This is a genomic window from Mycolicibacterium rutilum (assembly GCF_900108565.1).
Lineage (GTDB): Bacteria > Actinomycetota > Actinomycetes > Mycobacteriales > Mycobacteriaceae > Mycobacterium > Mycobacterium rutilum.
Genome location: NZ_LT629971.1, coordinates 3,385,188 through 3,411,638, shown reverse-complemented (window position 1 = coordinate 3,411,638; position 26,451 = coordinate 3,385,188). Strand labels below are relative to the sequence as shown.

The following is a 26,451-nucleotide window of genomic DNA, read 5'->3' as shown; positions in this document are numbered from 1 at the left end:
GCCCCGCTGGGCGGACGGCCCCGCACGCCAGATGACCTTAGTAGTCCGGCGCGCGCTTGGCCGCCGACCCCGCCGGATCAGTCGCGGGTGAGCTTGCGGTGGGTCACCCGGTGCGGGCGGGCCGCTTCGGCGCCGAGCCGTTCGACCTTGTTCTCTTCGTAGGCACCGAAGTTGCCCTCGAACCAGAACCACTTGGCCTCGTTGTCCTCGTCGCCCTCCCACGCCAGGATGTGCGTGCAGGTGCGGTCGAGGAACCACCGGTCGTGGGAGATGACGACAGCGCAGCCGGGGAAGCTTTCCAGGGCGTTCTCCAGCGACGACAACGTCTCGACGTCCAGGTCGTTGGTGGGCTCGTCGAGCAGGATCAGGTTGCCGCCCTCCTTGAGGGTCAGCGCCAGGTTCAGCCGGTTGCGCTCACCGCCGGACAGCACGCCCGCGGGCTTCTGCTGATCCGGGCCCTTGAACCCGAACGCGGACACGTAGGCGCGCGACGGGATCTCGTTCTGGCCGACCTCGATGTAGTCCAGGCCGTCGGAAACGACCTCCCATACATTCTTTTTCGGGTCGATGCCGGCGCGGGTCTGATCGACGTAGCTGAGCTTGACCGTCTCGCCGACCTTCACGGTGCCACTGTCCGGTTGCTCGAGACCGACGATGGTCTTGAACAGGGTCGTCTTACCGACACCGTTGGGGCCGATGACGCCGACGATGCCGTTGCGCGGCAGCGTGAACGACAGGTCCTTGATCAGGGTGCGGCCGTTGAAACCCTTGTCGAGGTGTTCGACCTCGACCACGACGCTGCCCAGCCGCGGCGGCGTCGGGATCTGGATCTCCTCGAAGTCGAGCTTGCGGGTCTTTTCCGCCTCGGCGGCCATCTCCTCGTAGCGCTGCAGCCGGGCCTTGCTCTTGGCCTGCCGCGCCTTGGCGCCCGAGCGGACCCAGGCGAGTTCCTCCTGCAGCCGCTTCTGCAGCTTGGCGTCCTTGCGGCCCTGCACCGCCACCCGCTCGGCCTTCTTCTCCAGATAGGTCGAGTAGTTGCCCTCGTACGGGTAGGCGCGGCCCCGGTCGAGTTCCAGGATCCACTCGGCCACGTTGTCGAGGAAGTACCGGTCGTGGGTGACGGCGAGGATCGCGCCCTTGTACTCGGCGAGGTGCTGCTCGAGCCACTGCACGCTCTCGGCGTCGAGGTGGTTGGTGGGCTCGTCGAGCAGCAGCAGGTCGGGTTTGGACAGCAGCAGCTTGCACAGCGCCACGCGGCGGCGCTCACCGCCGGACAGGTGGGTGACCGGCTCGTCGGGCGGCGGGCAGCGCAGCGCGTCCATGGCCTGCTCGAGCTGGCTGTCGATGTCCCACGCGTCGGCCGCGTCGAGCTCCTCCTGGAGCTTGCCCATCTCTTCCATCAGCTCGTCGGTGTAATCGGTGGCCATCAGCTCGGCGACCTCGTTGTACCGGTTGAGCTTGGCCTTGATGGGGACGCCCTCTTCGACGTTCTCGCGGACCGTCTTGTCCTCGTTCAGCGGCGGCTCCTGCTGCAGGATGCCGACCGTCGCGCCGGGTTGCAGCAGCGCGTCGCCGTTGTTGGGCTGGTCCAATCCGGCCATGATCCGCAAGACGCTCGACTTGCCGGCCCCGTTGGGTCCGACCACGCCGATCTTGGCGCCCGGAAGGAAGTTCAGGCTGACGTCATCGAGGATCACCTTGTCCCCGTGCGCCTTGCGGACCTTCCGCATCGAATAGATGAATTCGGCCATGCCGTGATGTGCCTTTCAAGATCGAAATCTGGGTAATACTCGCGGACCATCGTAGGCGGGGCCGCCCGGGCGGTGGGCAGTGAGCCATCCCGGCGCGAGCAGCCGACGGGTTCGAGGGCTGCGCGCGCCGGGCGGCCGCTACGCCGTCAGAGGCAGCGCCTCGTCGGGCTGGTCTGCATCGTCGTCGCCGCCGTCCGCGGAATCGCCGTCGGGATCCGCCGAACGCTGGTCGGTCTGCTGTTTGACCCGGTCGAGGCGCGCCCCGCACCGGGCCAGATCGGGGCCGACGGAAGTGGCGCGCACCTCCACCGAGGAGCGCCGGTTGCCGTCGCGGTCGTCGTACTCGCTGGTGTAGACATGCCCGACGACGATCACCGGGTCGCCTTTGACCAGCGCCGCGCTGGTCCCGGCCACCACCCGCCCCCAGCAGTTGACCGTGACGAACAACGAATTGCCGGGCTCCCATGTTCCCTCGGCGGTGCGGCGGCGCGAGTTGCTCGCGACGCGGAACCGGACCATCTCCTGGTCTCCGACGCGGCGGTGGATCGGGTCGGTGACGATGTTGCCGACGATGGTGAACGGTGTCTCGAACATGCTGTGTCCTTCCAACTGGTTTCTTTGCGACGACCCGGGTGTCCCGGCTCGTCGGTGACACCGCCATTGAGCGCCCGGGCGCCGACACCGATCGGCTCGCCAGCGGGCGGCGGCGCGTGCCCTGTGGATGAATGCGGTGTTGGGGATGCGCTGATCGCCCGATCGCCGAGACCGACGTTTTGGTCGATTTCACCGCTCGCAATCGACCAATACGTCGGTCTCGAGCAGGCGGACAGCGCGCCTACGGCCGCCAACCCCGCGACAACAACGCATTTCGCACCTGCGCGATGACGTCGGCCTTGGCATCCTCTTTGATGACGTGGACGACGTGCCAGCGGAGCCGCTGCAACGTGCGTCTGACCTGGACGTCGAGGACGTACTGTCGCCGACTGGTGAGGTGTTGTCCTCCGTCGTATTCCGCGCCGACCTTGAAGTCCTCCCAGACCATGTCGATGCGCCGGACATAGCGACCGAACTCGTCGCGAACGACGTATTGCGTTGTGGGACAGGGTAGCCCCGCGTCGATGAAGAGGAGCCGCAGCCACGTTTCTCTCGGCGACTCGGCGCCGCCGTCGACGAGCGGCAGCGCCACTCGCAGCCGTCGCAGACCACGCACCCCGCGATGACGTTTCGCCAGCAGCGCGACGTCCTCGGGAGCGAACGGTCGGGCATTCATCAACGCGTCCATGCGTGCGACGGCCCTGCCCCGTGACTGATGCCGACCCAGGTCGAACGCGGTCCGGGCCGGCGTGGTGACCCGGATGCCCGCGACCGTGGTGACTTCGTCGTCGGCCAAGGTCTCGTCGCGGACGATCAGCCCGCGCTGGCGCCGGACCGCCGCGACCAGTTCAACGGGGACATCGTCGTCGACCCATTTCGCGCCGTGCATCGCGGAGGCGGCTACCCCGGCGATGACCGCTGACGGCGAGGCGAGCGCCACGCCGGTGATCCTCTCGCGCAGCGACGCTCTGTGGTGTCGCGGGACGTAGATACCGCGGTACAGCGGCCGATAGTGACTGCGCAGGTGGGCTCTGGTGAGGCGGCCGGCCGCTACGGCGTCGCTACCGACGAAGGGAATCTCCACACCTGGTTGGACGCCCGCGACGGGTGGTCTGGCTCCACGCTCCTCGAAACCGACGTAATGGTCGATTCGGCGGGCGGAAACCGACCAAAGCGTCGGTCTCGGCGCACAGCCCGCACAGCCTAGCCCCGCCCAGCCCCCGCTATCGGGCGTCGCGGCGCGCCAGTTCGGCCAGCATCGCGTTGTAGGCGGCCAGATCGGCGTCGTCGTCGCGGTCGGCGGCGCGGTCCAACCGCGTCGCGGTGCGTTGGTCGCTGCGCCGCCACTGGATCAGCAGCGCGCACATCACCAGCAGCAGTGGGAATTCTCCTGCCGCCCAAGCAATTCCGCCGCCGGTGCGCTGATCGGACAGCAGATCGGTGTGCCAGTCCAGCTGCAGCGACCGGTAGAACGGCTCACCGAGGACCGTCTTCATGCCCATCAGCACCACGCCGAAGAACGCGTGCAAAGGCAGCGAGGCGAACACCATCGCGAGCTTGCCGAGCTGCGGGAGCTGGCGTGGCGCCGGGTCGATCCCGATCACCACCCAGTAGAAGAGGTAGCCGCTGAGCAGGAAGTGCAGGTTCATCAGCACGTGCGCGGCGTGGTTGTCGACGGCGGCGTCGAACAGCCCGCCGAAGTACAGGCCGTAGAAGCCCGCGACGAAGATCACCGTCGCGACGATCGGGTTGGTCAGGAACCGCGACACCCGCGAGTGCAGTCCGGCCAGCAGCCACTCCCGCGCGCCCGGCGGATCACCGCGCCCGGCCGCGGGCAGCACCCGCAGCGCGAGCGTCATCGGCGCCCCGAGCACCAGCAGGACCGGCACCAGCATCGACAGCATCATGTGGGCGATCATGTGCATCGAGAACATGGCGGGCATGTAGCGGCCGAGCCCGGACGACGTCGCGATCAGCAGCGCCGCGCAACCGCACAACCAGCCGACCGTCCTGCCGACGGGCCAGGCGTCGCCGCGGCGGCGCAACCGGCGCACCCCGACCAGGTAGACGATGGCGAACACGATCGCCGCGGTGCCGAACACCAGGTCAAAGCGCCAGTCGAACAGCAGCCGCGCGACGGTGGGCGGCCCGGCGATGTCGTAGCCGATCGCCACCTCGACCGGGCTGGGCAGCCGCGGTGGTGGGGGCGGCGGGGTGCGGCCCAGTCCGACCGCGATCCCGAACGTCGCCCCGAACAGCACCGCCTCGACCAACGCCAGCCGGATCAGGGGGCCACGGGCCTCGGGATCGGCGCGCAGCGCGGCCAGACCGGACCGCCGCTGACGCCAGCCGACCACAGCCAGCAGGGCCAGCGCGACGACCTTGGCGACGACCAGCAGCCCGTACGAGGTGCGCAGCAGGTCGGCCGGTTGCATCCGGGCCAGCGCGTTGAGCACACCGCTGACGGCCATCACCACGAAACACCACAGCGCGATCGCCGAGAACCGCCGTGCCGCCAGGTCGGCGTGCGCGCCGCGACGCCAGACGTGCACCAGCAGCGCGAGCAGCCCGCCGGCCCACAGCGACCCGGCCACCAGGTGGAACACCAGGCTGTTGGTCGCCAGGTCATGGTCGCCGCCGGTCGACGAGTGGCCCGTCAGCGCCAGCGGCATGAGCGTCGTCAACCCGCCGGCCAGCAGGACCGGCGTCCACGACCAGCGCAGCACCGGCAGGCTGGCCACGGTGACCGCCGCGGCCAGAAACGCAGTCCAGCGCCATGCACTCGCGGTCTCGACGAGACCGGCCGCCGACCAGATCTGCATCGGGTTGAGGTTGTCGAGGAGCGGTTGCCCGGAGACGTCGGAGACCGTCAACGGGACCAGCAGCGCCGCGCACACGGTCCACACGGCCGACGCCCCGGTGCCGAGCCGCAGCGCGCGGTAGCCGCCGGCGTCGAGCACCCCGGTGGCCTGCGGCGGGGTCAGGAACGCCGCGAACAGGAACGAGCCGACCGCCACGACGGCGGCGATCTCGCCGGCTGCCCGCACGAACGGCAGCCCGTAGGTGGTGACCGGGCCGGGGTTCGGCAAGCCGGTGGCGGTCAGCGCGTCGGCCAGCGACAGCGCCCCGATGCCGGCGGCGACCGCACCGGCCAGCACCGCGACGCCGACGAGCACGGGCCACACTGCGCTGCTGCGCACGCCCGTCGCCGCCGTCGTCATGTCATCCAGCGTATGGCGTGTGCCGGGATCGCCCGAATCCGTGCGCTCGGCGTCAGGAGTCGAGGCGCACCTTCCGGCGGGCGGCCTCACGGGCCATGAACTGCTTGAGCGAGATCCGCTCCACCTTGTCCATGTCGCGCAGGATGGCGCGCAGCTCGTCGCGGAAGGCCAGGCGGCGCTCCTGCAGATCGGCGGCCGGTTCCAGCAGGTGCTGGTCGGCGACCACCTGGCGGGCGGTCGCGAACAGCAGCGCCGACACCGACTCGTTGCTGCGCACCCGGTTCTGCGCGACGTACTGGTTGCCCAGCCCGAGCGCGCGGCGGGTGAGTTCCTTCTCGTCGATCTCGGCGGGCGCGTCGCGCAGCACATCGGCGACGATCGAGTAGGCCTCGAAGAACGGCCGCAGCATGGCGCCGGCCAGCAGCGGCGACTTCACCCGCAACAGGGCGTCCACCTGTTCCTCGCCCGCGTTCACCTGAGCTTCCCAATCGTCCTGCCAGGACAGCTCTTCGGCGACGTGTTCGCGGAACGCCGCCGAGTCGGCGAAATAGAAGTCGAACTTGAGCAGGTCGCGCAGTCGCATCACCTGCGTCCAGAACGCGTTGAGCCGGTCGGTTTCCGCGCGGCCTGCGTGCACGAGGGCCAACTCGACCAGCGAGGTCTCCAGGAACGCGTCGATGAGGGTGTTGCGGTAGAACGCCGCTTCGTGCTCGTCCTCGGGTGCGATCCGCCACACCGGCTCGCGACCGCCCTCGACGCACGTGACCGGGTGGCGGTTGGACAGTGCGTCGAGCGCCGAGCGGACCCCTTCGGGGGTCCGTAACCGCAAGGCGCTGTTCGTCATCGGCGTCTGCTTGCGCTCCAGGTAGTCCAGCGAGGGCTGCAGCGAGTGGTGGACCTGGTCGAGGGTCAGCGCGATGCCGCGGGTGGTGAGCAGCAGCGCCGAGACAAGCGCGCTGGCGTTGACCGGCGTGGCACGCAGGATGCGCCACGACACCTCGAACGCCATCTTCTGCAGCGCCAGGCGTTTGGCGTCGTCGTCGGTGGACATCGGGCCGTGCGGGACGCCGAGGTACTCGCGCATCGACACCGCCTCGGGGAAGCGGACGTAGATCTTGCCGTAGTTACGTTCGCCCTGAGCCTTGATGAAGTTGTACATCCACGACAGGCTTTCGGGGGTCTTCTCCCCTCCCCTGGCGTAGGCGGCGTACTCGGCGGTCTCGTGGAGTTGGTCGAAGCTGATCGACACCGGCTGCAGCAGGATGTCCTCGCTGCGGCCGTCGAGGTACGCGTCGGCGACGTAGGCGAGCAGGCCGAGCTTGGGCGGCAACATCTTTCCGGTGCGCGACCGGGTTCCCTCGATCGACCAGCTGAGGTTGAACCGCTTCTCGACGATGTAGCCGACGAACTGGCGCAGCACGTATTTGTACACCGGGTCGTCGAGCTTGCGCCGCAGGAAGATCACCCCGGAGTGGCGCATCAGGGGGCCCATGAACCCGAACGACAGGTTGATCCCGGCGAACGTGTGCACCGGCGGTAACCGGTTCTCCTGCATGGCCACCGGCACGATGACGCCGTCGAGGTAGGACCGGTGCGAGAACAGCAGGACCGCCGGATGGTTCTCCAGGTTGCGGCGCATCGCCTCGACTTCGTCGCGGTCGTAGTCGATGTTCGGGTCGAAGCCGCGGCTGAAGATCGCCCGGCCGAGCGACGGGATCAGATCGACCGAGAACCGGCTCCAGCCGGTCGACAGCTCGTCGAGCATCTCGCCCGCGGCCTCGAGGTCGGCACCGGGGATACGCTGCAGCCCTTCGCGGAACCGCGCCGACGCCAGGAGTTCCGGCTTGATCAGCCGCGGGGACTTGTACTCCGGCCCGAGCAGCCGCAGTTCGACTCGTTCGATCGCGAGGATCGCCCGGCGGATGACGAATCGTGCGAATTCGCGGGGGTTTTCGGCGACGGTGGTGTCGGCCCACTGCTGGCGCAGCTCGGAGACCTTGGCGGGTTCACCGGCGACGACCCGCGCCCGGGACTGGTCGCGGCGCAGGATCCGTCGTTGCAGGATTTCCGGTGGGCGGTAGGTGTCACGCCCCGACAGCAGGGACACCACCTTGGAGCGCGTCGGCAGTCCGCCCGGCACCCAGAACACCCGCACCGGCACGACGGACCTGTCCTCGCCGGCTTCGAGTTCGGATACCAGTTGGGCGAGCACGCCCGGCGGCGGATCGTCGTCACCCGGCAGCAGCAGCACGTCGATCTTGGAGCCCGGGTTCTGGCGGCGCTGCCGGTCCAGCCAGTCGTCGAGCAGTTCACGTTCGGCCGGCGACGACGCCGAGGCGAGTACCAGCGCGTCCCCCGTGGGCGTGAACGGCGCGTAGTGGTCACCGAGGGTCTTCACGAACGGCCCTTCCGCGCAGCGCTTTCCGAGTTCTTGGCCGGCGTCTTCTTGGCGGCCTTCTTGGCGGTGGTCTTTTTGGCCGGCGTCTTCTTGGCTGGCGTCTTATTGGCCGCCTTCTTCGCCGGCGCCTTCTTCCCTGCCTTCTTCGGCGCGCTGCGCGTGTAGAGCGGCGGCGTCGGCAGCTCGTCGTGCGGCCAGTCCTTCAACGTGTCGAGGTAGAGCTCGCGCACCTCGGCGATGCGGTCCTCGAGGTTGTCGTGTGTCCAGTCGTCGACGGGTATCGGCGGATAGACCACCACGTCGACGGTGCCGGGGTTGAAGGTGCTCGAATCGCGGGCGGCGATGACTTCGGCGTTGCGAATCACGATGGGCACGATAGGAATTCCCGCCGACATCGCGATGCGGAACGGCCCCTTCTTGAACGGCCCCACCTCGGTGGTGTCGAGTCGGGTGCCTTCGGGCGCGATCAGGATCGACAGCCCCTTGCGCGCCAGGTCCTCGACCTTCTTCAGCCCCTCGACCGCTTTCTGCGGATTCTCGCGGTCGATGAACGCGGCATCCATGATCTTGCCGAGCGTGCCGACGATCGGATCCTTCTCCAATTCCTTCTTGCCGACGGAGGTGAAGTTGGTCTCGACCAGTCGCCCGGCGATCAGCGGGTCGGCCTGGTTGCGGTGGTTGAACAGGAACACCGCGGGCCGCTGTTTGGTCAGGTTCTCCTCGCCCAGCACGTTGATGTTGATGCCGATCGTGGTCATCAGGGTGCGGCCGAACGCGGAGGTGAAGAAGTTGACACCGGTGCGCTTGCTGCGGGTGAGCAGACCCAGCCCTAAAGCCCCGGCCGCGATGGGCCCCATCGAAGCGATGCCCGCCGCCGTGCGCAGCTGCGAAATCGGGCTGGCGCCACTGCGACTGGTGAACCGCAGCACGGGCCATCCGCGTTTGGCGGCGACGGCCGCGAGCTTGCCCCCCGGATTGGTCGGGCGGGGGTTGCCGACGAGATACATCAGCGCGACGTCCTCGTCGCCGTCGGCGTAGAAGTAGCTCTTCGCCAGGTCCACGCCGTGCTCGGCGGCGAACTTCTGCACCGCCCTGGCCTTGCCCGGCCCCCAGATGATCGGCCGCAGCACCTCCCCGGTGAGCAGCCCGTCATCGTCGGTCTCGAACTTGTTGCTCAGCACGTTCTCGATGCCCAGGAACCGCGCGACCGGCTCGACCTGCACGGTGAGCGCCGAGGAACTCAGCACAACGGTGTGGCCGCGAGCCATGTGCGCGCGCACCAACTCTCGCATCTCGGGATAGATGCGGCCGACGATCTTCTGCACGAACAACCGCTCGGCGAGTTCGTCGACGTCGGCCAGCGAGTTGCCCCGCAGCATCCGGGCGCCCTTGCCGATCAGGTCTTCGAACTCCGAGCGGCCGAGCTGATGGTTGAGACCGGCCTGCACCATGCCGATGAACTCGCCCATCGACATCTGCCGACGGCGGAACCGATCCTGGGTCATCACCACGCCGGTGAACCCGGCGACCAGGGTGCCGTCGAGATCGAAGAATGCTCCGACCCCGGGGCCCTCCGGGCTGCCGAGGATCTCGGCGACCGAGCCTGGCAGCCGCATCGTGCGCTGCGCGGGTTGGCCGTTCGGTGAAGTCATTGCGCTGCACTCCCATTGGGTGACGGGTCGGGTGAAGCCGGGTCGGTGTCGAACGAGGCGGGTTCGGCGCGGCCCTCTCCCCCGAGGGCGAGCACCTCGTCGAACCCGGCCAGCAGACACCGCGCCCACAGTTCCTGGTCGGTGATAGCCGCGCGGTCATAGCGGGAGGTGATCGTGCAGTACCCCGACCGCGACACCAGCACCACCATCATCGCGACCCCCGGCAGCGGTCCGAGTCCGTACTGACGCAACACCTTTGCACCGGCGATGTACGTGTCGCCCGCGTAGACCGGGACGTTGCTGGCCTGCACGTCGGAGTTGACGATGGAGCCGGCCATCGACTCGAGCACGGTATCAGGCAGCAGGCCCACCAGCGGTGCGATCGCGCCGACCATGTCGATGGCCCGCTCCTCGCGTTTGGTGGTCATCTGCGAGCGGATGTTGCGGATGCGTACCTCGGGGTCGGATAGACCGATCGGCGCCGCGAGATTCACACCCGCGAACCGGTTTCCGCCCGCCGGGTCCGCCTCGGAGCGCAGGTTCACCGGCACCGCCATCGGCAGCGCGTCGATCGGCACGCCCTGAGCCTCGTGATAGAGCCGCAGCGCGCCGCAGAGCCCCGCGAGATAGGCGTCGTTGATCGATCCGCCGGCGGTCTTCGCGGCGCGGTGCAGGGCGCCGAACTCGATGTCGATCGCCTCGCTGCGCGATGACAGGCTGCGGCGGCGCAACACCGGAGAAGGATCGGCGACGGGACCGACCACCCGCGCCCCCGACATCGCGTACTCCACCACGCTGCCGAGCCGCGAGATCGGGTCGCGGATCACCTCACCGGCGACGTGGGCGGCGCCGAACACCGCCCCGCGCAGCCGCCCGGCGATGGTACCGGGCAACCGGTTGATGCCCTGGCGCATCAGGTCATTGGGCGAAAGGTCCTGCGGAATGGGCAGCGGCGGAGCGGGTTGCGGCGGCGGGTCGCGTTCCAGGTCGTAGAGGTTGGCGAACATCTCGACGCCGCCGACGCCGTCGGTGACCGCGTGGCTGAGATGGACGACGAGCGCGGCCCGATCGCCTTGCAGTCCTTCGACGAGCGTGGCGGTCCACAGCGGCCGCGAGATATCCAGCGGCGACTGGGCGGCCACCTCCGCGAAGTCGAGCACCTGCCGGAACGTCCCGGGCTCGGGGGCGCGCACTCGCCGGAGATGGAAGTCCAGGTTGAAGTCGGGGTCGACGACCCAGCGCGGCGCCACCGTCGGCAGCGTCGGCATCACGACCTTCTGCCGCAGTCGCAGCACCCGGCGCGTCGCGTAATCGAACTTCGCGCGGAAGGTGTCCCAGCCCGGCGCGCAGTCCAGGATCTCCATCGTCATGATCCCCGAGCGGGTGCGCGGGTTGGCCTCACCGCGGTGCAGGATCTGGTCGAGCGGGCTGAGTTCCTCGGGCAGTCCTGCAGCGTCGAGTTCCGGCACGCTCATGGGGCGTCGCTTCCTCCTTCACCGTGACGGCTCGCTGTTACTGGTGTGGCCACCACGCTAGTCCGCTGCTCGTAGGCGCGAGACGGCTTTAATAGCTGAGACATGCCCGAAGGCAAGTGGTCCTGAACCGGAATCGGACCCAGTGCGCGACAGTTTGCGATACGCCCATGCGTCGAGCACCCGCGCCCGCTGCCCGTTCTTGCTCGGCGCCACTCTGAGCGTCACTGACGACCCATGTTCGCCGGGTCTGACGTAATAACATTCGTCAGTGTCAGGACAGTAGATAACGACCACATCGAACGCATCCTTATCGACCGGCTTCACGTGAGTCCCATTTCGATCTGCCCATGTCGAGCGGAAGTTGACTTTCACCGCGCCGGCTTGAGCAGTCCGGTACTTCACCTGGAGTCGATGAAATGCGCCAGCTGCATAGGCCACCAGGTCGAACGGCGCGTGCTCCGTCGCTGGAAATAGCACGATAAAACCCTGACCGACCAAGTCGGCGTGGGCCTTGGCGATGCCTAAATCGCCCTTGTCTTTCGTGTGGTGTTGCGCCATCGATATCAAAGGTATTCAGTGGCGCCGACGTCTGCTGACAGCAATTGTTAGGGTTTGTTCGCTGCCTCCGTAGCTCAGTGGATAGAGCAGCCGCCTTCTAAGCGGCTGGTCGCAGGTTCGAACCCTGCCGGGGGCGCTCAGCGCCGATTCGTGCGCCCTAAGCGCATGCCGTGCACAGCCGGTCGTTGCGATAGCAAAGTTATCGGCAAGCAACTCGCACCATATTTCGCAAACCCGAGCGCCATGATCTGCCACGATGCGGATCTCGCTTTTCCAGGCGACGGGTCGGCCACATGGATCTTGTGAAAGTACGCCGAAGCGCCTTTCCAGCAACGTACTCTCGCCGACACAGCAACGTACTCGACGTCGCGTGCGTGGAGGGGGCCCGAGATGGCGACCAAACGAAGAACGCGCAGAATGCGGGCCGCCGTGGGTGTCCTGATGGCGACGTCCCTGCTGCTTTTGGCACCGGGAGGCATCGCGCTGGCGGCGCCCGGCACGAACAATGGCGACAACGGTAACCACGGCCAGGGCAACAACGGCCGCGGAAACGGCGGCAACCCCGGCGGTCCTGGCAACGGCAACCCGGGCGGCGGCAACCCCGGCGGTGGTGATCCGGGCGGTGGCACTGGTGGTGGCACCGGCGGCGGGACGGGTGGTGGCGGAACCGGCGGCCCCAGCACCGATCCCGATCCCCAACCTCCGACCGATCCAGCGGCGCCCGCCGGTCTCGGCGGCGACACCGCGGTCGGTGTGTGGTGCGTGCTGGCCGACGATCCCGATCTGCCCTGCCTCGAGGATGTCGCAGGCAGCTGATCCCGGATCGCCCCACGGCGACGCGGCACGGTACACATGACCCGATGCCAACCAACGACGTCGACCGCCGGCTGAGCCCGCAACCGGACTCCGGATACATCTACCGGACCGCCTGGCCGGTCGCGACCGCCGACATCGACGGCGAGCTGCACCTGCGCCTGGACAGCGTCGCGCGCTACATCCAAGAGGTCGGGGCACAGAATCTCGTCGACGCCGGGGAAGCCGAGGACCACCCGCACTGGCTGGTCCAGCGCACCGTCATCGACGTCATCGAGCCCATCGAGTTCCCGAACGACATCGCGTTCAGCCGATGGTGTTCGGCGCTGTCGACCCGGTGGTGCACGATGCGCGTCGACCTGGTCGGCAACGACGGCGGTCGGATCGAGACCGAAGGCTTCTGGATCGCGATCAACAGCAAGACGCTGACGCCGCAGCGCGCCTCCGACAGCCTGATCGCCCGGTTCTCCACCACCACCGACGAGCTCCGGCTCAAGTGGCGGCCCTGGCTGGCCGACCTCGACGACGCCGACGAGCGCACCCCCTTTCCCCTGCGGCGCACCGACATCGACATCTTCGAACACGTCACCAACACCGCCTACTGGCACGCGATCCACGAGGTGGCCGCGCACGTGCCCGATCTGTGCCGGGCCCCCTACCGCGCCGTCGTGGAGTACCGCAGGCCGATCCGCTACGGCGAGGACGTCACGATCCGGTGGTCCCGGCGCGACGCGGCCGTGCACATCGCACTCACCGTCGGCGCCGACGTCCGCGCCGCCGCTCTCATCGCGAAGTTCTAGCGACGCCGACCCGGCCGGTCGCTGACCTCGCGTACCATCGCCCGCAGATACACGTTTGCTGCGCGCGAGCGTCGGAAAGGGAGAGGGATGGGCGGGTCCCGTAAGCCACGCAGGTTCGCGACGACCATCGCGGCGGCAGGAGTCGCGACCGCCGTCGTCGGCGTCGCCGCCACCCAGCCGGCCTCGATCTCGGCACCGCTGGTCGACCTGAGCGCATTGATCGTCGTCGGCAGTTCCACCAACCCAACCGGAGCGGGCGTCCAGAACTTCTTCGGCGGTAAGTTCAACGACCCGATCTACACCGGCCCCAACGGCGACGACATAGTCTTCGTCGACTTCCGCACCGGCCCGCTGGGAATCCAGCAGGCCCTCGACGCCAACCCCGATGAGCCCAACGCGATCCTCGCCTCGGGCTGGGGTGCCGCGAACGCGAGTTTGCTGGCTCTTGCGGATCGGACGGACCTCGACCAGACCGTCCTGATCTTCGACAACGACGTCGCGCGGCCCGACGGCGGGTTCGGCACCCGATATCCCTGGTTCGCGCTGATCGGCGTCAACCCCATCCCGACGCCCAGCGACGTGCCCGCGAGGGCTGCGGTCAACATCGGCTACCAGTACGACTACAACTCGAACGCGCCCGCCGACGTGCTCAACCCGGTCGCGGCGGTCAACGCGCTGGTGTCCTACCTCTACTCGCACCGCAACCAGTCCACGATCGACCTGCCGGTCAACGTCGACGGCACGCCGTCGGTGTCATGCAACGCCAACACCTGTGCGGTCACGGTGAGCGGCGCGGTGCTCGACTGCCCCGATGCGCGCTGTGCGTCGCCCGAGGACCGGATCACCGCCTACGTCACGACGCGGGCGAACACCACCTACGTCACCTACACCACCGAGGAACTGCCGCTGACGCGGTTGATCCGCGACGTGTTCGGCAACCAGCTCGCCGATCTGACCGGCCCGCTGCTGAAGCTGATCGTCGACTCCGCGTACTACGGCGGCAACCCGATTCCGAAGGACCCGAGCGCCTATCGGCCCGCCCGACTGTTTCCGTCGCCCGGCGAGTTCCTGGCGACGCTGGCCAAGGTACCCGCTGCGATCCAGCAGGGCCTGGCCGCGGTCTCCGCGCCGAAAACGCCGAAAACGCCGCAGCAACCCGAGTCCGAGCCGACCGGGGAGACCGGAGACACCGGAGTCGCGGAGGGCACCGACGAGCCCGATGCCACCGAGCAGACCGCGCTCGATGCCGCCGAGGGCGAGACCTCAGAGCAGACGCGCCGACCGGCCCTCAACGTCGTGCGCACCAGCGAGAAGGCCGAACCCGGTCAGGTCGGCGGGCACGTCGGGGATGACCCCGCCGACGGCGAGATCAAAGACGCTGCATCACAGGATGATTCGACCACGACGGTCGATCCCGCGCCCACCGACGCCGACACTGACCCGGCGGGCGCCGGCGACGCCGGCGACGCCGGCGACGCCACCGAGACCGCGGGCGGCGCCGACACCGCCGCGTGACCCGCGAGTACTGGAACCACAACACGGCCTACCACCCGTGGCTCGTCGACATCGCCGCCCGCCACCGCGGTGACGTGCTCGACGTCGGGTGCGGCGACGGCCTGCTCGCCCAGCGGCTGGCGCCGGTGTCGCGGTCGGTCACCGCGATCGATCCGGACCGGGAGGCGATTCACCGCGCCGGGATCCGGTTGTCCGACGACGATGTCACGCTGGCGCACACGACATTCGACCGCTACGACCCCGCCGGTCGGCGCTTCGATCTGATCACCTTCGTCGCCAGCCTGCACCACATGGATTTGCACGCGTCATTGGCGAAGGCGCGCAGCATGCTTCGGCCGTCAGGAGAGATCGCCGTGGTCGGATTGTCGGCGAACCGATCGGTCACCGACTACCTGTGGGCGCTGCTGTGTCTGCCTGTCGTGCGGCTCGGATCCTGGTGGCACGGTGAGACACCCGATATCGGTGTGCGCGTCGCCGATCCCGACCACTCCCTCGACGAGATTCGCCGCGGGGCCGACGCCGTCCTGCCGGGCGCGACAATCCGGCGGGCGCTGTACTACCGATATCTGCTTCGCTGGAGTCCCCGCTCGATACACTCGTCGTCGTGAACCTCAGGCGTGACACGGTCGCGACCATCGCGGTGGGCGTCGCGCTGGCCGGTGTGGTGGCCGCACCCGCGCAGGCGGGCCCGCCCAGTTTCGGCAGCAACGGCGTGTTCAGCGTCAGCACCAACCCCCGTCCGGGGTGGACGACGGCGTCGATCGAGCCCGGCCGCTACCGGGTCGACCAGGCGCCGAGCATGGCGCCGTATCAGAGCGCGCCGGGTTTCTGGTACCGCTGCCACAACTTCCCGTGCAGCCCGAGTTATCCCGCCAACGTGATCGCCTCGGCGCCCGCCGACCGCAACGCGCCGACCTTCGTCGACATCCTTCCCAGCGATGTCGCCGTCGCGCTGCACAACGTCACGCTGACCGTCGCCGGCTGAGCACCGGTCACTAGGCTGAGCGGGTGTCTGATCCGGTACTGGTCCATGTCGAGGACCGCATCGCCGTTCTCACCGTCAACGACCCGGACCGCCGCAACGCGGTCACGTTCGAGATGTCGGCCGCGCTGCGCGACGCCGTCGACGCCGCCGAGGCGAATCCCGATGTGCACGCGGTCATCGTCACCGGCGCGGGCAAGGCGTTCTGCGCGGGCGCCGATCTGAGCGCGCTGGGCTCGGCCGCCGAGGACGGGCTGCGCAAGATCTACGACGGCTTCTTGGCGGTGGCCAACTGCACGCTGCCGACGATCGCGGCGGTCAACGGCGCCGCTGTCGGCGCGGGACTGAACCTGGCGCTGGCCGCCGACGTGCGCATCGCGGGACCGGCTGCGCTGTTCGACCCGCGCTTCCAGAAGCTGGGCATCCACCCCGGCGGCGGGGCCACGTGGATGCTGCAGCGCGCGGTGGGACCGCAGGCGGCGCGCGCCTCGCTGCTGTTCGGGATGCGGTTCGACGCCGAGGCGGCCGTGCGGTACGGGCTGGCGCTCGAAGTGGCCGACGATCCGGTGGCCGCGGCGCGGACGCTGGCCGCGGGCCCGGCCGGCGCGCCCCGCGACGTGGTCGTCGCGACCAAGGCATCGATGCGGGCGACCGCCAACCCCGGCGTCGTCGACTCCGATCAGCACCGCATCGCCGTCGACACCGAACTCGGCCCGCAGGCCTCCTCGATCCTGTCCCCCGAGTTCCAGCAGCGGCTGGCCGCCGCGCAGCGCAAGTGACTCAGAGCGCGTCGACGTAGAACCAGCGGCCGGCGCGGCGTTCGAAGCGGCTCCGCTCATGCACGGCGCCGACCTGCCCCGCCTTGACGTAGCGTGCCACGAACTCCACTTCGCCGCGGTCGTCGTCCGGGCCGCCGGCGACGACATCGCTGATCGCGAGTCCGCGCCACGCCATCTGCGGATCGACGCTCACCTCCGGCGGCCGGGTCCGCGGATGCCAGGTCCGAAACAGGTAGTCGGCGAGACCTTTTGCGAACGCGGCATAGCGCGACCGCATCAGCTCCTCCGCGGTCGACGCCGGCCGCACACCGTCGTGCAGCGGTTCGCAACAGGCGCGGTAGTCGATCCCACTACCGCAGGGACACACACCAGTCGCCGCCATGGCTCCGATTGTGCCGACTACAGGTCGAGCAGCGCCGTCTCGGGTGTCTCGATCAAGTCGCGCAGCTCGCACAGGAACACGGCCACCTGCGCGCCGTCGGCGATGCGGTGGTCAAAAGCGCACGTCAGCGTCATCGTCGGACGGGCCACGACCGCGTCGTCGACGACGACGGCCCGCGGCTTGAGCGAGCCGATGCCGAGGATCGCCGCCTCCGGATAGTTGATCACCGGCACGCCGTCGTCCAGGCCGAGCGCGCCGAAGTTGGAGACGGTGAACGTCGATCCCTGCAGTTCGGTCGGTTTGAGCGCGCCTGCCCGCGCGTCGCCGATCAGCCGCGCCACGGTGGCGGCCAGTTCGCGGGTGGTCAGGTTGTGGGCGTCGCTGATCACCGGCACCAGCAGACCGCGCGGCGCAGCCACCCCGAAGCCGAGATGCACCGCGGAATGCAGGTGGATCTGCGGTCCGTCGGTGGTCTCGACCCAGGTGGCGTTCAGCGTCGGGTGACGGGTCAGCGCGATCGTCAGCAACCGCAGAGTCAGCACGAACGGCGTGACCGGCGAGTTCTCGTCGGCGCGGTCACGCAGCCGGTCCCGCAGCCGCAACAAGCCCGAACCGTCCACCTGAACACTCGTGTGTGCGTCCGGAATTTCCCTGCGTGACAATGTCATTCGCCGCGCCATCTCGGCCTGCACACCGCGGACCGCCACCATGTCCGGGGCCGGCGCGAAACGGCCGGCGACCGCGAGCACGTCGTCGCGGGTGACCACGCCGTCGGGTCCCGACCCTGCCACACCCGCCAGGTCGACGCCGAGTTCGGCGGCCAGTTTCCGCACGGGCGGCTTGGCGCGGACGCGGTGCGACGGCGGCGCCGCCGTGCGGCGGCTGGTGTCCATCGCGTCGTCCGCGCCGTATCCGACCAGTACGGGTTTGCGCTTCTCGGCCGGTCGTTCGGCTTCGGTCTCGATCCGGGCCAGCAGCGTGCCGACGGGCAGCGTCTGCCCTTCTCGCCCACCGAGTTCGAGGATTCGGCCGGCGTACGGGCTGGGGATCTCGACTTCGGCCTTGTTGGTCTCGACGGTGCACAGCGTCTGGTTGAGCTCGACCTCGTCACCGACGGCGACGGCCCATCCGGTGATCGTCGCGTCCTCCAGACCCTCACCGAGGTCGGGCACCAGGAACTCCATCGCGGTCATGGCTGCTCCAACGTCCGTTCGACACAGTCGAGGAGCCGGTCGACTCCCGGAAGCCACAGCTTCTCGAGCCGCGCAGGCGGATAGGGCGTGTCGAACCCGGTGGCGCGCAACACCGGCGCCTCCAGGTCGTAGAACAACTCCTCCTGAATCCGGGCCGCGAGTTCGGCACCGAATCCGAGGGTGCGCGGACCTTCGTGCATCACCACGACCCGTCCGGTGCGGCGCACCGATTCGGCCACCGTGTCGAAATCGAGCGGGTTGAGCGTCCGCAGGTCGAGCACCTCGATGCTCCAATCGCGCTGTTCGGCAGCGAGTTCCGCGGCGCTCACGGCGGTCGCGACCAGCGGGCCGTAGGTCACCACCGTGACGTCGGAGCCGGGGTGGCGGATCGCGGCGCGGCCCAGCGGCAGACCCGGCGTCGTGGTGTCGACGGGTTCGCGTGCCCAGTACCTGCGCTTGGGTTCGAGGTAGACGACCGGGTCGCGGCTCGCAATCGATTGGCGCAGCAGCCAGTACGCATCCGACGGCGTCGACGGCACCACCACCTTGAGCCCGGCGGTGTGCAGCCAGTACGACTCGGTCGACTCCGAATGGTGCTCGACCGCGCCGATCCCGCCGAACGACGGGATGCGGATGGTCACCGGCATGTCGACGTCGCCGCGGGTGCGCATCCGGTACTTGGCCAGGTGGCTGACGATCTGGTCGAAGGCCGGCGCGGCGAACCCGTCGAACTGGATCTCGGGGACGGGGATCAGGCCGCGGATCGCCATCCCGATCGCCAACCCGACGATGCCGGACTCGGCCAGCGGCGTGTCGAAACAGCGTGTGGCGCCGAAGGTGTCGGCGAGCCCTTCGGTCACCCGGAAGACCCCACCCAGGGTGGCGACGTCCTCACCGAACACCAGCACCCGGTCGTCGGAGGCCATCGCGTCGTGCAACGCCCGGTTGATCGCCTGCACCATGGTCAGTGTCGGCAGCTCCGGCACGGGTGTCAGCACCGGACCGCGGGGTTCGTCCTCGCCGTATCGCGTCGGCCGGTCGATGATCTGCGTCATCTCACGCCTCCTTCGCCAGTTCGGCCGTCAACTGCTCGCGTTGGGCCCTCAGGTCGGGCGTGATGTCGTGATAGACCGCGTCGAACATCTCGGTGACATCGAAGTCCTCGGCGCCGACGACGGCGTCGCGCAGTTCGGCGCGCAACCGTTTGGATCTGGCGCGCACGCGGTCCTCGAGCCGCTCGGTCCACACGCCCACCGATGTGAGATAGGTGCGGTACCGCGCGATCGGGTCGCGCGCCGCCCACTGCTCGACTTCCTGGTCGTCGCGGTAGCGGGTTGGGTCGTCGGAGGTGGTGTGCGGGCCCATCCGGTAGGTGATCGCCTCGATCAGCGTCGGACCGCCGCCGTCGCGCGCCCGCTGCGCCGCCTCCGCGGTCACCGCGAAGCACGCCAGCACGTCGTTGCCGTCGACCCGCACGCCCGGCATGCCATATCCGGTGGCGCGGTGCGCGATCGACGGTCCTGCCTGCTGCCTGCTGACGGGCACCGAGATCGCCCACTGGTTGTTCTGCACGAAGAACACGCACGGCGCCCGGTACACCGCCGCGAAGTTCAGCGCCTCGTGCACGTCGCCTTCACTGGTCGCGCCGTCACCGAGGAACGCCAGCGTCACCGAGTCCTCGCCCAGCTGCTGGGCGGCCATCGCGGCGCCGACCGCGTGCAGCCCGTGGGTGCCGATCGGAATGGCGATCGGGGCGACGCACTTGTCGGTGAAACCGAGACCGCCGTGCCATTTGCCGCGCCACACGGCGCTGAGCTGGGCGGGGGTGATGCCGCGCAGCAGGAACGCCCCGATCTCGCGGTACTGCGGGAACAGCCAGTCGGTCTTGCGCAGGCACGCCGCGGCGCCGATCTGGGCGGCTTCCTGGCCGCGGCAGGAGGCGAACAGGGCCAGTTCGCCCTGACGCTGCAGATTGACCAGTTCGCCGTCGAGGTCGCGGGTCACGACCATCGACTCGTAGAGCCAGGCCAGTGTCTCGGGGGGTAGGTCGCGGCGGTATCGGGTCTCGGGGGTCGGCGTCCCGTCCGGGGCGACCAGCCCGATGGGCTCCATCGCGACGTCGAGCGTCGCAGCGGACGTCTCGAAGGGTGTCTGAACAGGCCCTGCCATACCGCCTCCTAGGGTCACTGACGGCGGATCGCGCCGTCAGGCGACTGAGGTGCTCAGTGCGGAGGCAATCGGAGCAGGTCCCCCGGGTGTGGGGGTGTCGGCTAGTCGCCGGGGTGGGGCGCTAGCGCGACGATGCGCTCGGCTCGCCGTAGCACTGGGGCATCCACCATTATGCCTTCGAACTGGAAAACACCCCGGGCATCACGGGCCGCTTCCAGGACGTGTCGGGCCCACTGCACCTGCTCGGCGGTTGGTCGGTAACCGTCGCGGATCACCGCGACCTGCGAAGGATGGATCGCGACCTTGACGTCGAAGCCCACCGCGACGGCGTCGTCGACCTCGTCGCGCAGCCCGTCGAGGTCCTTGATGTCGAGGTACACCGAGTCCAGCGCCAGCCGGCCGTGGGCCTTGGCCGCCAGCAGGGTTTGCGACCGCACGTGCCGAGCCACCTCGCGGTAGCTGCCGTCGGGGTAGCGGTTGGCCGTGCCGCCGGTCACCGCGAACAGATCCTCGGCGCCCCACATCAGCGCGACGGCGTTGTCCATGCGGGCCAGGTCGGCGACGGCGAGCGCGCCGAGCGGCGTCTCGATCAGCACGACGACGTCCAGCGGGGCGAGGTCGCGCACCTGTTGCGGATCCTCGGTCTTGGCGAGCATGACCGTGGTGTAGTCGGTCTTGGCCAGCGCCGCGAGGTCGAGTTGATGGTCCGGTGTCGTGCTGGGGTTGACGCGGACGACGGTGCGGGCCGGGTCGAGACGCGTGTCGAGCAACGCCGCGCGGGCGGCCTCACGGTCCTTGGCGGCGACGCCGTCCTCCAGGTCGAGGATCACCACATCGGCTGCCGCAGCGGCCTTTTCGAACCGCTCGGGACGGTCCGCGGGGCAGAACAGCCACGCCGGACCCGATGCCGTCACCGCCACTATGCTTCTCCCTCCGGGCGTTTGCGCACCATCGTCTTGCGGGACGCGGTGGCCACGATGTCGCCGTGCTGATTGCGGCCGACGTGGGAGAACGTGACGATGCCTTCCCCCGGCCGGCTCTTGGACTCGCGCTTGTCGAGCACCTCGGACTCCGCGTAGAGCGTGTCGCCGTGGAAAAGTGGCTTCGGGAACGCGATTTCACCGAAGCCGAGGTTGCCGACGATGGTGCCCTGCGTCAATTGCGCCACCGACAACCCGACCAGCGTGGACAGCGTGAACATCGAGTTGACCAGCCGGGCGTTGAACGGCGGCAGCGCGTCGGCGAACGCGGCGTCCAGGTGCAACGCCTGGGTGTTCATCGTCAGCGTGGTGAACAGCACGTTGTCGGCCTCGGTGATGGTCCGGCCCGGCCGGTGCAGGTACAGCACACCGGTCTCGAACTCCTCGAACCACAGCCCGCGCTGTTCGACGATCTTCTTCTCGCTCACAAGCCCAGCTCCCGCCCGATCAGCAGCAACTGCACTTCGGTTGTGCCCTCACCGATTTCGAGAATCTTGCTGTCGCGGTAGTGCCGCGCGACCGAGTACTCGTTCATGAAGCCGTAGCCGCCGAAGATCTGGGTGGCGTCGCGCGCGTTGTCCATCGCGGCCTCGCTGGCCACCATCTTGGCGATCGACGCCGCCTTCTTGAACGGTTTGCCGGCCAGCATCAACGCGGCGGCGTCGTAGTAGGCGGTGCGGGCGACATGCGCACGGGCCTCCATCCGCGCGATCTTGAAAGCGATGGCCTGATAGCTGCCGATCGCCGCACCGAACGCCTCGCGTTCCTTGGCGTACTTGACCGATTCGTCGACACATCCCTGGGCGGCGCCGACCGACAGCGCCGCGATCGCGATGCGGCCCTCGTCGAGGATGCGCAGGAAGTTCGCGTATCCCCTGCCGCGCTCGCCGAGCAGGTTCTCCTCCGGCACGCGGACGTCGTCGAAGCTCAGCGGGTGGGTGTCCGACGCGTTCCAGCCGACCTTGCTGTACGCCGGTTCGGCGGTGAAGCCGTCGGTGGGCACCGGCACCAGGATCGACGAAATCTCTTTGTGGCCGTCCGGTTTCTCACCTGCCACCGCCGTCACCGTCACCAACTTCGTGATGTCGGTACCTGAGTTGGTGATGAACTGCTTGGAACCGTTGATCACCCAGTGGCCGTCGTCGAGTTTCGCGGTGGTCTTCGTCGCGCCGGCGTCGCTGCCGCCGCCGGCCTCGGTGAGCCCGAACGCGCCCAGCGCCTTGCCGCTGGCCAGCAGTGGCAGCCACTCCTGCTTCTGCGCCTCGGTGCCGAAGCGGTACACCGGCATCGCGCCCAGCGACACGCCCGCCTCCAGCGTGATGGCCACGCTCTGGTCGACCTTGCCGAGTTCCTCGAGCGCCAGGCACAGCGCGAAGTAGTCACCGCCCATCCCGCCGTACTCCTCGGGGAACGGCAGGCCGAACAGACCCATGTCGGCCATGCCCGCGACGACCTCGTACGGGAACGAATGCTCCTCGTCGTGTTTGGCCGCGACGGGCGCCACCACGCTCTGGGCGAAGTCGCGGACCGTCTTGGCCAGTTGCTCGTAGTGGTCCGGCAGGCTCCCGGTGGACAACAGTTCGCTCATGACTCTTCCTTCTCGACGGTCAAGTCCGCGATGACCTTCGCCAGCGGTTGCCCGACCTTGACCTGATCGCCTTCGGCGACAAGCAGTTCCACGACACCGTCGACCGGGGCGGCCAACGCGTGTTCCATCTTCATGGCCTCGACCGTCACCACTACGGTCCCGGCCGCGACGCGCTGTCCGTCGGCGACGCCGAGCGCGACGACCGAACCGGGCATCGGGCTGGTCAGTTCGGCGTCGCCGCTGTGCGCGTCGTCGGGACGCACCGGTGCCTCGCGGACCTCCTCGACCGCGACGGTGCGGCCCCCGCCGGCCAGCCAGATCCGGCCGTCGTCGGCGGCGACGAGGTAGTCGACCTGCACCTCGTCGTAGACCACCGAGAGCCGGTTGCCGGTCAACACCGCTGAGAGCGAACGGCTTTCGCCGTCCTCGATAACCGCGGTGGCATGCTGCGGTGTCCCGCTCAGGTGGACGTGGTCGGTCCGCTCGCCCGAGCGCAGCCGGTAGGTGGTCGGGGCGTGCCGGCCCATCCGCCAGCCCGACGGCGTGGCCCACAGATCGCTCGCCGGCACGGGCCAGGCGCTCAGCCACTTGTACGCCGCGGCCGCGACCAGTTCGGCGTCAGTGGCTGGTGCGGACTCGAAGTCGGGGCTGCGACGGTCCAGCAGCCCGGTGTCGAGTCGGCCCGCGACGACATCGGGATCGGCGAGCAGGAACCGCAGGAACTCGACATTGGTGGTGACGCCGAGGACCGCGGTGCCGGCCAGCGCACGGTCCAGCGCGCGCAGAGCACCGGCACGGTCGTCGGCGTAGGCGATGACCTTCGACAACATCGGGTCGTAGTCACTGCCGATCACCGAACCGCGCGCCAGCCCCGAGTCGACCCGAACGTCCGCCGGTTCGGCGAGGTCGAGCACCGGACCGCCGGTGGGCAGGAAGCCGCGGGCGGGGTCCTCGGCGTAGACGCGGGCCTCGACGGCGTGCCCGGTGAGCGTGACGTCGTCCTGTGCGACGCAGAGCTTCTCGCCCGCGGCGATGCGCACCTGCTGCTCGACGAGGTCGATGCCGGTGACCATTTCGGTGACGGGATGCTCGACCTGCAGGCGGGTGTTCATCTCCATGAAGAAGAACTCGTCGGGCCGGTCGGCGGAGACGATGAACTCGACCGTGCCTGCCCCGGTGTAGTCGACGCTGCGCGCGGTGTCGCACGCCGCGGCGCCGATCCGCGCGCGGGTCGCCGCGTCCAGCAGCGGCGACGGCGCCTCCTCGATGACTTTCTGATGCCGCCGCTGCAGGCTGCATTCGCGCTCACCCAGGTGCACCACGTTGCCGTGCGCGTCGGCGAGGACCTGGACTTCGATGTGCCGCGGATTGAGCACGAAACGTTCGAGGAACAGCGTGTCGTCGCCGAACGCGGCGCCCGCCTCCCGGCGCGCCGAGACCAGCGCGGCGGGCAGTTCGGCCGCGTCGTGAACCACCCGCATGCCCTTGCCGCCGCCCCCTGCCGACGGTTTCACCAGCACCGGGAAACCGACCTCGGCGGCGCCGGCGATCAGGTCGTCGTCGGTGAGTCCCGGCCGGGAGATGCCCGGCACCACCGGCACCCCGAACGCCGACACGGCAGCCTTGGCGGCGATCTTGTCACCCATGGTTTCGATCGCGCCGACCGGCGGGCCGATGAACGTGATGCCGGCCGCCTCGAGTGCCGCGGCGAATTGGGCGTTCTCCGAGAGGAACCCGTAACCGGGATGCACTGCCTGAGCGCCCGTGCGACGGGCCGCCGACAACACAGCGTCGATATTGAGGTAGCTCTCGCGGGCGGCGGCCGGACCGATGTGCACCGCGACATCGGCCTCGGCGACGTGGCGGGCGCCGGCGTCGGCGGTGCTGAACACCGCGACCGAACGGACACCCATCTGCCGCAGCGTGCGGATGACTCGCACCGCAATCTCGCCACGGTTGGCGACCAGGACAGTGTCGAAGGTCATGTCATCACATCCGGAACACGCCGTAGGAAACCGGTTCGAGGGGCGCCTGCCCGACCACGGAGAGTGCCAGTCCGAGAACGGTTCTGGTGTCTGCCGGGTCGATCACGCCGTCGTCCCACAGCCGGGCGGTCGAGTAGTACGGGTTGCCCTGGTGCTCGTACTGGGCGCGGATCGGTGCCTTAAACTGCTCTTCCTCCTCGGCGGTCATGTCGCCACGCACGGTCGCCAACACCGACGCGGCCTGCTCGCCGCCCATCACCGAGATCCGCGCGTTGGGCCACATCCACAGGAAGCGTGGTGAATACGCCCGCCCGCACATCGAATAGTTGCCCGCACCGTAGGATCCGCCGATCACCACGGTCAGCTTCGGAACCCGCGCGCACGCCACCGCGGTCACCATCTTCGCGCCGTGCTTGGCGATGCCGCCGGCCTCGTAGTCGCGGCCGACCATGAACCCGGAGATGTTCTGCAGAAAGACCAGCGGAGTGGACCGCTTGTCGCACAGTTCGATGAAATGCGCGCCCTTGAGCGCGGATTCGCCGAACAACACACCGTTGTTGGCGATGATTCCGACCGGGTGGCCGTGGATGCGGGCGAACCCGGTCACCAGCGTGTTGCCGTACTCGGCCTTGAACTCGGCGAACTCGCCGCCGTCGACGACGCGGGTGATGACCTCGTGCACGTCGTAGGGCACCCGGGAATCGATGGGGACGACGTCGTAGAGCTCGCTTTGATCGGCGACCGGTTCGACCGTCGGCGACACGTCCCATGGCAACGGTGTGCGCGGCCCGAGAGTGCCGACGATGCGCCGCACGATCCGCAGCGCGTCGCGGTCGTCGTGGGCCAGATGGTCTGTCACACCGGAAGTTTTCGAGTGCAGGTCGCCGCCGCCGAGCTCTTCTGCGGTCACCACCTCACCGGTGGCCGCCTTCACCAGCGGCGGGCCACCGAGGAAGATCGTGCCCTGGTTGCGCACGATGACCGCCTCGTCGCTCATCGCCGGGACGTAGGCGCCGCCGGCAGTGCACGACCCGAGCACCGCGGCGATCTGCGGGATGCCCTGCGCCGACAGGGTGGCCTGGTTGTAGAAGATGCGGCCGAAGTGATCCCGGTCGGGGAACACCTCGTCCTGGCGGGGCAGGAAGGCGCCGCCGGAGTCGACGAGATAGATGCACGGCAACCGGTTCTGCCCGGCCACCTCCTGGGCGCGCAGGTGCTTTTTGACGGTGACCGGATAGTAGGTGCCGCCCTTGACGGTCGCGTCGTTGGCGACGATCACGCATTCGCGCCCGGAGACCCGGCCGATCCCGGTGATGATCCCGGCGCCCGGGCATTCGTGGTCGTACATGCCGTCGGCCGCCAGCGGGGTCAGCTCCAGAAACGGGCTGCCCGGATCCAGCAGGCTGTCCACCCGGTCTCGGGGTAACAGCTTGCCGCGGCTGACGTGGCGCTCGCGGGCGCGCTCCGGCCCACCCAATGCCGCGGCGGCAAGTTTCGCGCGCAACTCGCTGACCAGCGCGAGGTGCTCCTCGCGGTATGACGCCCGCGGTGTCATCGGTGACCCGTTCAGTTGAGTTAATGACGACTAACTCGTAGGATGTTAGTCACGATTAACC

23 protein-coding genes and 1 tRNA gene are annotated in these 26,451 nt (G+C 68.8%); 7 read left to right on the top strand and 17 right to left on the bottom strand.

Translation table 11 applies throughout. From position 1 onward, the window contains the following. Positions 1-77 precede the first annotated feature (77 nt). The 8 genes from ettA to BLW81_RS16645 all read right to left on the bottom strand — a co-directional run bounded on the left by ettA (position 78) and on the right by BLW81_RS16645 (position 11,649). Complete coding sequence (ettA, locus tag BLW81_RS16680; RefSeq protein ID WP_083408129.1) at positions 78-1,751, bottom strand: energy-dependent translational throttle protein EttA; 1,674 nt, start codon at positions 1,749-1,751, stop codon at positions 78-80. Positions 1,752-1,889: 138 nt separating this feature from the next. Then, a complete protein-coding gene (locus BLW81_RS16675; RefSeq protein WP_083408128.1) occupies positions 1,890-2,345 on the bottom strand; it encodes a single-stranded DNA-binding protein in 456 nt (151 codons plus the stop codon). A gap of 241 nt (positions 2,346-2,586) precedes the next feature. Then, positions 2,587-3,429 (bottom strand): type IV toxin-antitoxin system AbiEi family antitoxin, encoded by an 843-nt coding sequence (locus BLW81_RS16670; RefSeq protein WP_083408127.1) that lies wholly within the window; start codon positions 3,427-3,429, stop codon positions 2,587-2,589. Between the two features lie 139 nt (positions 3,430-3,568). Continuing rightward, positions 3,569-5,566 (bottom strand): bifunctional copper resistance protein CopD/cytochrome c oxidase assembly protein, encoded by a 1,998-nt coding sequence (locus tag BLW81_RS16665; RefSeq protein WP_083408126.1) that lies wholly within the window; start codon positions 5,564-5,566, stop codon positions 3,569-3,571. A gap of 52 nt (positions 5,567-5,618) precedes the next feature. Beyond that, positions 5,619-7,964 (bottom strand): glycerol-3-phosphate 1-O-acyltransferase, encoded by a 2,346-nt coding sequence (locus BLW81_RS16660; protein WP_083408125.1) that lies wholly within the window; start codon positions 7,962-7,964, stop codon positions 5,619-5,621. After that, a complete protein-coding gene (locus BLW81_RS16655) occupies positions 7,961-9,616 on the bottom strand; it encodes an HAD-IB family hydrolase/lysophospholipid acyltransferase family protein (protein WP_083408124.1) in 1,656 nt (551 codons plus the stop codon). Before BLW81_RS16655 ends, BLW81_RS16660 begins: the two co-directional genes overlap by 4 nt. After that, a complete protein-coding gene (locus BLW81_RS16650; protein ID WP_083408123.1) occupies positions 9,613-11,091 on the bottom strand; it encodes a wax ester/triacylglycerol synthase family O-acyltransferase in 1,479 nt (492 codons plus the stop codon). Before BLW81_RS16650 ends, BLW81_RS16655 begins: the two co-directional genes overlap by 4 nt. A gap of 57 nt (positions 11,092-11,148) precedes the next feature. Further along, positions 11,149-11,649 (bottom strand): group I intron-associated PD-(D/E)XK endonuclease, encoded by a 501-nt coding sequence (locus BLW81_RS16645; RefSeq protein ID WP_157897714.1) that lies wholly within the window; start codon positions 11,647-11,649, stop codon positions 11,149-11,151. Between the two features lie 63 nt (positions 11,650-11,712). Between BLW81_RS16645 and BLW81_RS16640 the strand changes: the two genes are divergently transcribed. The 7 genes from BLW81_RS16640 (at position 11,713) to BLW81_RS16610 (ending at position 16,538) form a co-directional block, all read left to right on the top strand. Next, positions 11,713-11,785, top strand: a tRNA-Arg gene (locus tag BLW81_RS16640). Positions 11,786-12,090: 305 nt separating this feature from the next. Then, entirely contained in the window at positions 12,091-12,465 is a 375-nt protein-coding gene (locus BLW81_RS16635) for a hypothetical protein (RefSeq protein WP_157897713.1), read from the top strand. Between the two features lie 44 nt (positions 12,466-12,509). Further along, positions 12,510-13,262: an acyl-[acyl-carrier-protein] thioesterase gene (locus tag BLW81_RS16630; protein ID WP_083408121.1), complete on the top strand. Its 753-nt coding sequence runs from the start codon at positions 12,510-12,512 to the stop codon at positions 13,260-13,262. An 87-nt stretch (positions 13,263-13,349) separates the two neighbouring features. Further along, positions 13,350-14,777 carry a PE-PPE domain-containing protein gene (locus BLW81_RS16625; protein ID WP_083408120.1) on the top strand — a complete coding sequence of 476 codons (1,428 nt, stop codon included), beginning with the start codon at positions 13,350-13,352 and terminating at the stop codon, positions 14,775-14,777. Then, positions 14,774-15,385, top strand: coding sequence for a class I SAM-dependent methyltransferase (locus BLW81_RS16620; protein WP_083408119.1), 612 nt, complete (start codon positions 14,774-14,776; stop codon positions 15,383-15,385). The genes BLW81_RS16625 and BLW81_RS16620 overlap by 4 nt, the downstream gene beginning before the upstream one ends. Continuing rightward, positions 15,382-15,762 carry a hypothetical protein gene (locus tag BLW81_RS16615; RefSeq protein ID WP_407662267.1) on the top strand — a complete coding sequence of 127 codons (381 nt, stop codon included), beginning with the start codon at positions 15,382-15,384 and terminating at the stop codon, positions 15,760-15,762. The genes BLW81_RS16620 and BLW81_RS16615 overlap by 4 nt, the downstream gene beginning before the upstream one ends. A gap of 23 nt (positions 15,763-15,785) precedes the next feature. Further along, positions 15,786-16,538, top strand: a complete 753-nt coding sequence (locus BLW81_RS16610) for an enoyl-CoA hydratase (protein WP_083408118.1) — start codon at positions 15,786-15,788, stop codon at positions 16,536-16,538. A 1-nt stretch (position 16,539) separates the two neighbouring features. Here BLW81_RS16610 and BLW81_RS16605 read toward each other — a convergent pair whose 3' ends face one another. The 9 genes from BLW81_RS16605 to BLW81_RS16565 form a co-directional block, all read right to left on the bottom strand. Next, on the bottom strand, positions 16,540-16,920 hold the full coding sequence (locus BLW81_RS16605) for a YchJ family protein (RefSeq protein WP_083408117.1): 381 nt from the start codon (positions 16,918-16,920) through the stop codon (positions 16,540-16,542). A 17-nt stretch (positions 16,921-16,937) separates the two neighbouring features. After that, positions 16,938-18,113: a dihydrolipoamide acetyltransferase family protein gene (locus BLW81_RS16600; protein WP_083408116.1), complete on the bottom strand. Its 1,176-nt coding sequence runs from the start codon at positions 18,111-18,113 to the stop codon at positions 16,938-16,940. Then, on the bottom strand, positions 18,110-19,168 hold the full coding sequence (locus BLW81_RS16595; protein ID WP_083408115.1) for an alpha-ketoacid dehydrogenase subunit beta: 1,059 nt from the start codon (positions 19,166-19,168) through the stop codon (positions 18,110-18,112). Before BLW81_RS16595 ends, BLW81_RS16600 begins: the two co-directional genes overlap by 4 nt. 1 nt (position 19,169) lies before the next feature. Then, positions 19,170-20,282, bottom strand: a complete 1,113-nt coding sequence (gene pdhA, locus BLW81_RS16590) for a pyruvate dehydrogenase (acetyl-transferring) E1 component subunit alpha (protein ID WP_083408114.1) — start codon at positions 20,280-20,282, stop codon at positions 19,170-19,172. Positions 20,283-20,383: 101 nt separating this feature from the next. Then, positions 20,384-21,202, bottom strand: a complete 819-nt coding sequence (locus BLW81_RS16585) for an HpcH/HpaI aldolase/citrate lyase family protein (protein WP_083408113.1) — start codon at positions 21,200-21,202, stop codon at positions 20,384-20,386. Continuing rightward, positions 21,202-21,690 (bottom strand): MaoC family dehydratase, encoded by a 489-nt coding sequence (locus tag BLW81_RS16580; RefSeq protein ID WP_083408112.1) that lies wholly within the window; start codon positions 21,688-21,690, stop codon positions 21,202-21,204. Before BLW81_RS16580 ends, BLW81_RS16585 begins: the two co-directional genes overlap by 1 nt. Then, positions 21,687-22,850 carry an acyl-CoA dehydrogenase family protein gene (locus BLW81_RS16575; protein ID WP_083408111.1) on the bottom strand — a complete coding sequence of 388 codons (1,164 nt, stop codon included), beginning with the start codon at positions 22,848-22,850 and terminating at the stop codon, positions 21,687-21,689. Before BLW81_RS16575 ends, BLW81_RS16580 begins: the two co-directional genes overlap by 4 nt. Further along, positions 22,847-24,835 (bottom strand): acetyl/propionyl/methylcrotonyl-CoA carboxylase subunit alpha, encoded by a 1,989-nt coding sequence (locus tag BLW81_RS16570; RefSeq protein ID WP_083408110.1) that lies wholly within the window; start codon positions 24,833-24,835, stop codon positions 22,847-22,849. The genes BLW81_RS16575 and BLW81_RS16570 overlap by 4 nt, the downstream gene beginning before the upstream one ends. A 4-nt stretch (positions 24,836-24,839) precedes the next feature. Beyond that, positions 24,840-26,390, bottom strand: coding sequence for a carboxyl transferase domain-containing protein (locus BLW81_RS16565; RefSeq protein WP_083408109.1), 1,551 nt, complete (start codon positions 26,388-26,390; stop codon positions 24,840-24,842). Positions 26,391-26,451: the final 61 nt, after the last annotated feature.

Coding starts and splice junctions, on each gene's coding strand:
- BLW81_RS16665 (WP_083408126.1), bottom strand. CDS start 5,566: ATGACGACGGCGGCGACGGGCGTGCGCAGCAGCGCAGTGTGGCCCGTG.
- BLW81_RS16635 (WP_157897713.1), top strand. CDS start 12,091: ATGGCGACGTCCCTGCTGCTTTTGGCACCGGGAGGCATCGCGCTGGCG.
- BLW81_RS16595 (WP_083408115.1), bottom strand. CDS start 19,168: ATGACGCAGATCATCGACCGGCCGACGCGATACGGCGAGGACGAACCC.
- BLW81_RS16605 (WP_083408117.1), bottom strand. CDS start 16,920: ATGGCGGCGACTGGTGTGTGTCCCTGCGGTAGTGGGATCGACTACCGC.
- BLW81_RS16630 (WP_083408121.1), top strand. CDS start 12,510: ATGCCAACCAACGACGTCGACCGCCGGCTGAGCCCGCAACCGGACTCC.
- BLW81_RS16575 (WP_083408111.1), bottom strand. CDS start 22,850: ATGAGCGAACTGTTGTCCACCGGGAGCCTGCCGGACCACTACGAGCAA.
- ettA (WP_083408129.1), bottom strand. CDS start 1,751: ATGGCCGAATTCATCTATTCGATGCGGAAGGTCCGCAAGGCGCACGGG.
- BLW81_RS16655 (WP_083408124.1), bottom strand. CDS start 9,616: ATGACTTCACCGAACGGCCAACCCGCGCAGCGCACGATGCGGCTGCCA.
- BLW81_RS16650 (WP_083408123.1), bottom strand. CDS start 11,091: ATGAGCGTGCCGGAACTCGACGCTGCAGGACTGCCCGAGGAACTCAGC.
- BLW81_RS16600 (WP_083408116.1), bottom strand. CDS start 18,113: ATGACCGCGATGGAGTTCCTGGTGCCCGACCTCGGTGAGGGTCTGGAG.
- BLW81_RS16570 (WP_083408110.1), bottom strand. CDS start 24,835: ATGACCTTCGACACTGTCCTGGTCGCCAACCGTGGCGAGATTGCGGTG.
- BLW81_RS16565 (WP_083408109.1), bottom strand. CDS start 26,390: ATGACACCGCGGGCGTCATACCGCGAGGAGCACCTCGCGCTGGTCAGC.
- BLW81_RS16645 (WP_157897714.1), bottom strand. CDS start 11,649: ATGGCGCAACACCACACGAAAGACAAGGGCGATTTAGGCATCGCCAAG.
- BLW81_RS16625 (WP_083408120.1), top strand. CDS start 13,350: ATGGGCGGGTCCCGTAAGCCACGCAGGTTCGCGACGACCATCGCGGCG.
- pdhA (WP_083408114.1), bottom strand. CDS start 20,282: ATGGCAGGGCCTGTTCAGACACCCTTCGAGACGTCCGCTGCGACGCTC.
- BLW81_RS16675 (WP_083408128.1), bottom strand. CDS start 2,345: ATGTTCGAGACACCGTTCACCATCGTCGGCAACATCGTCACCGACCCG.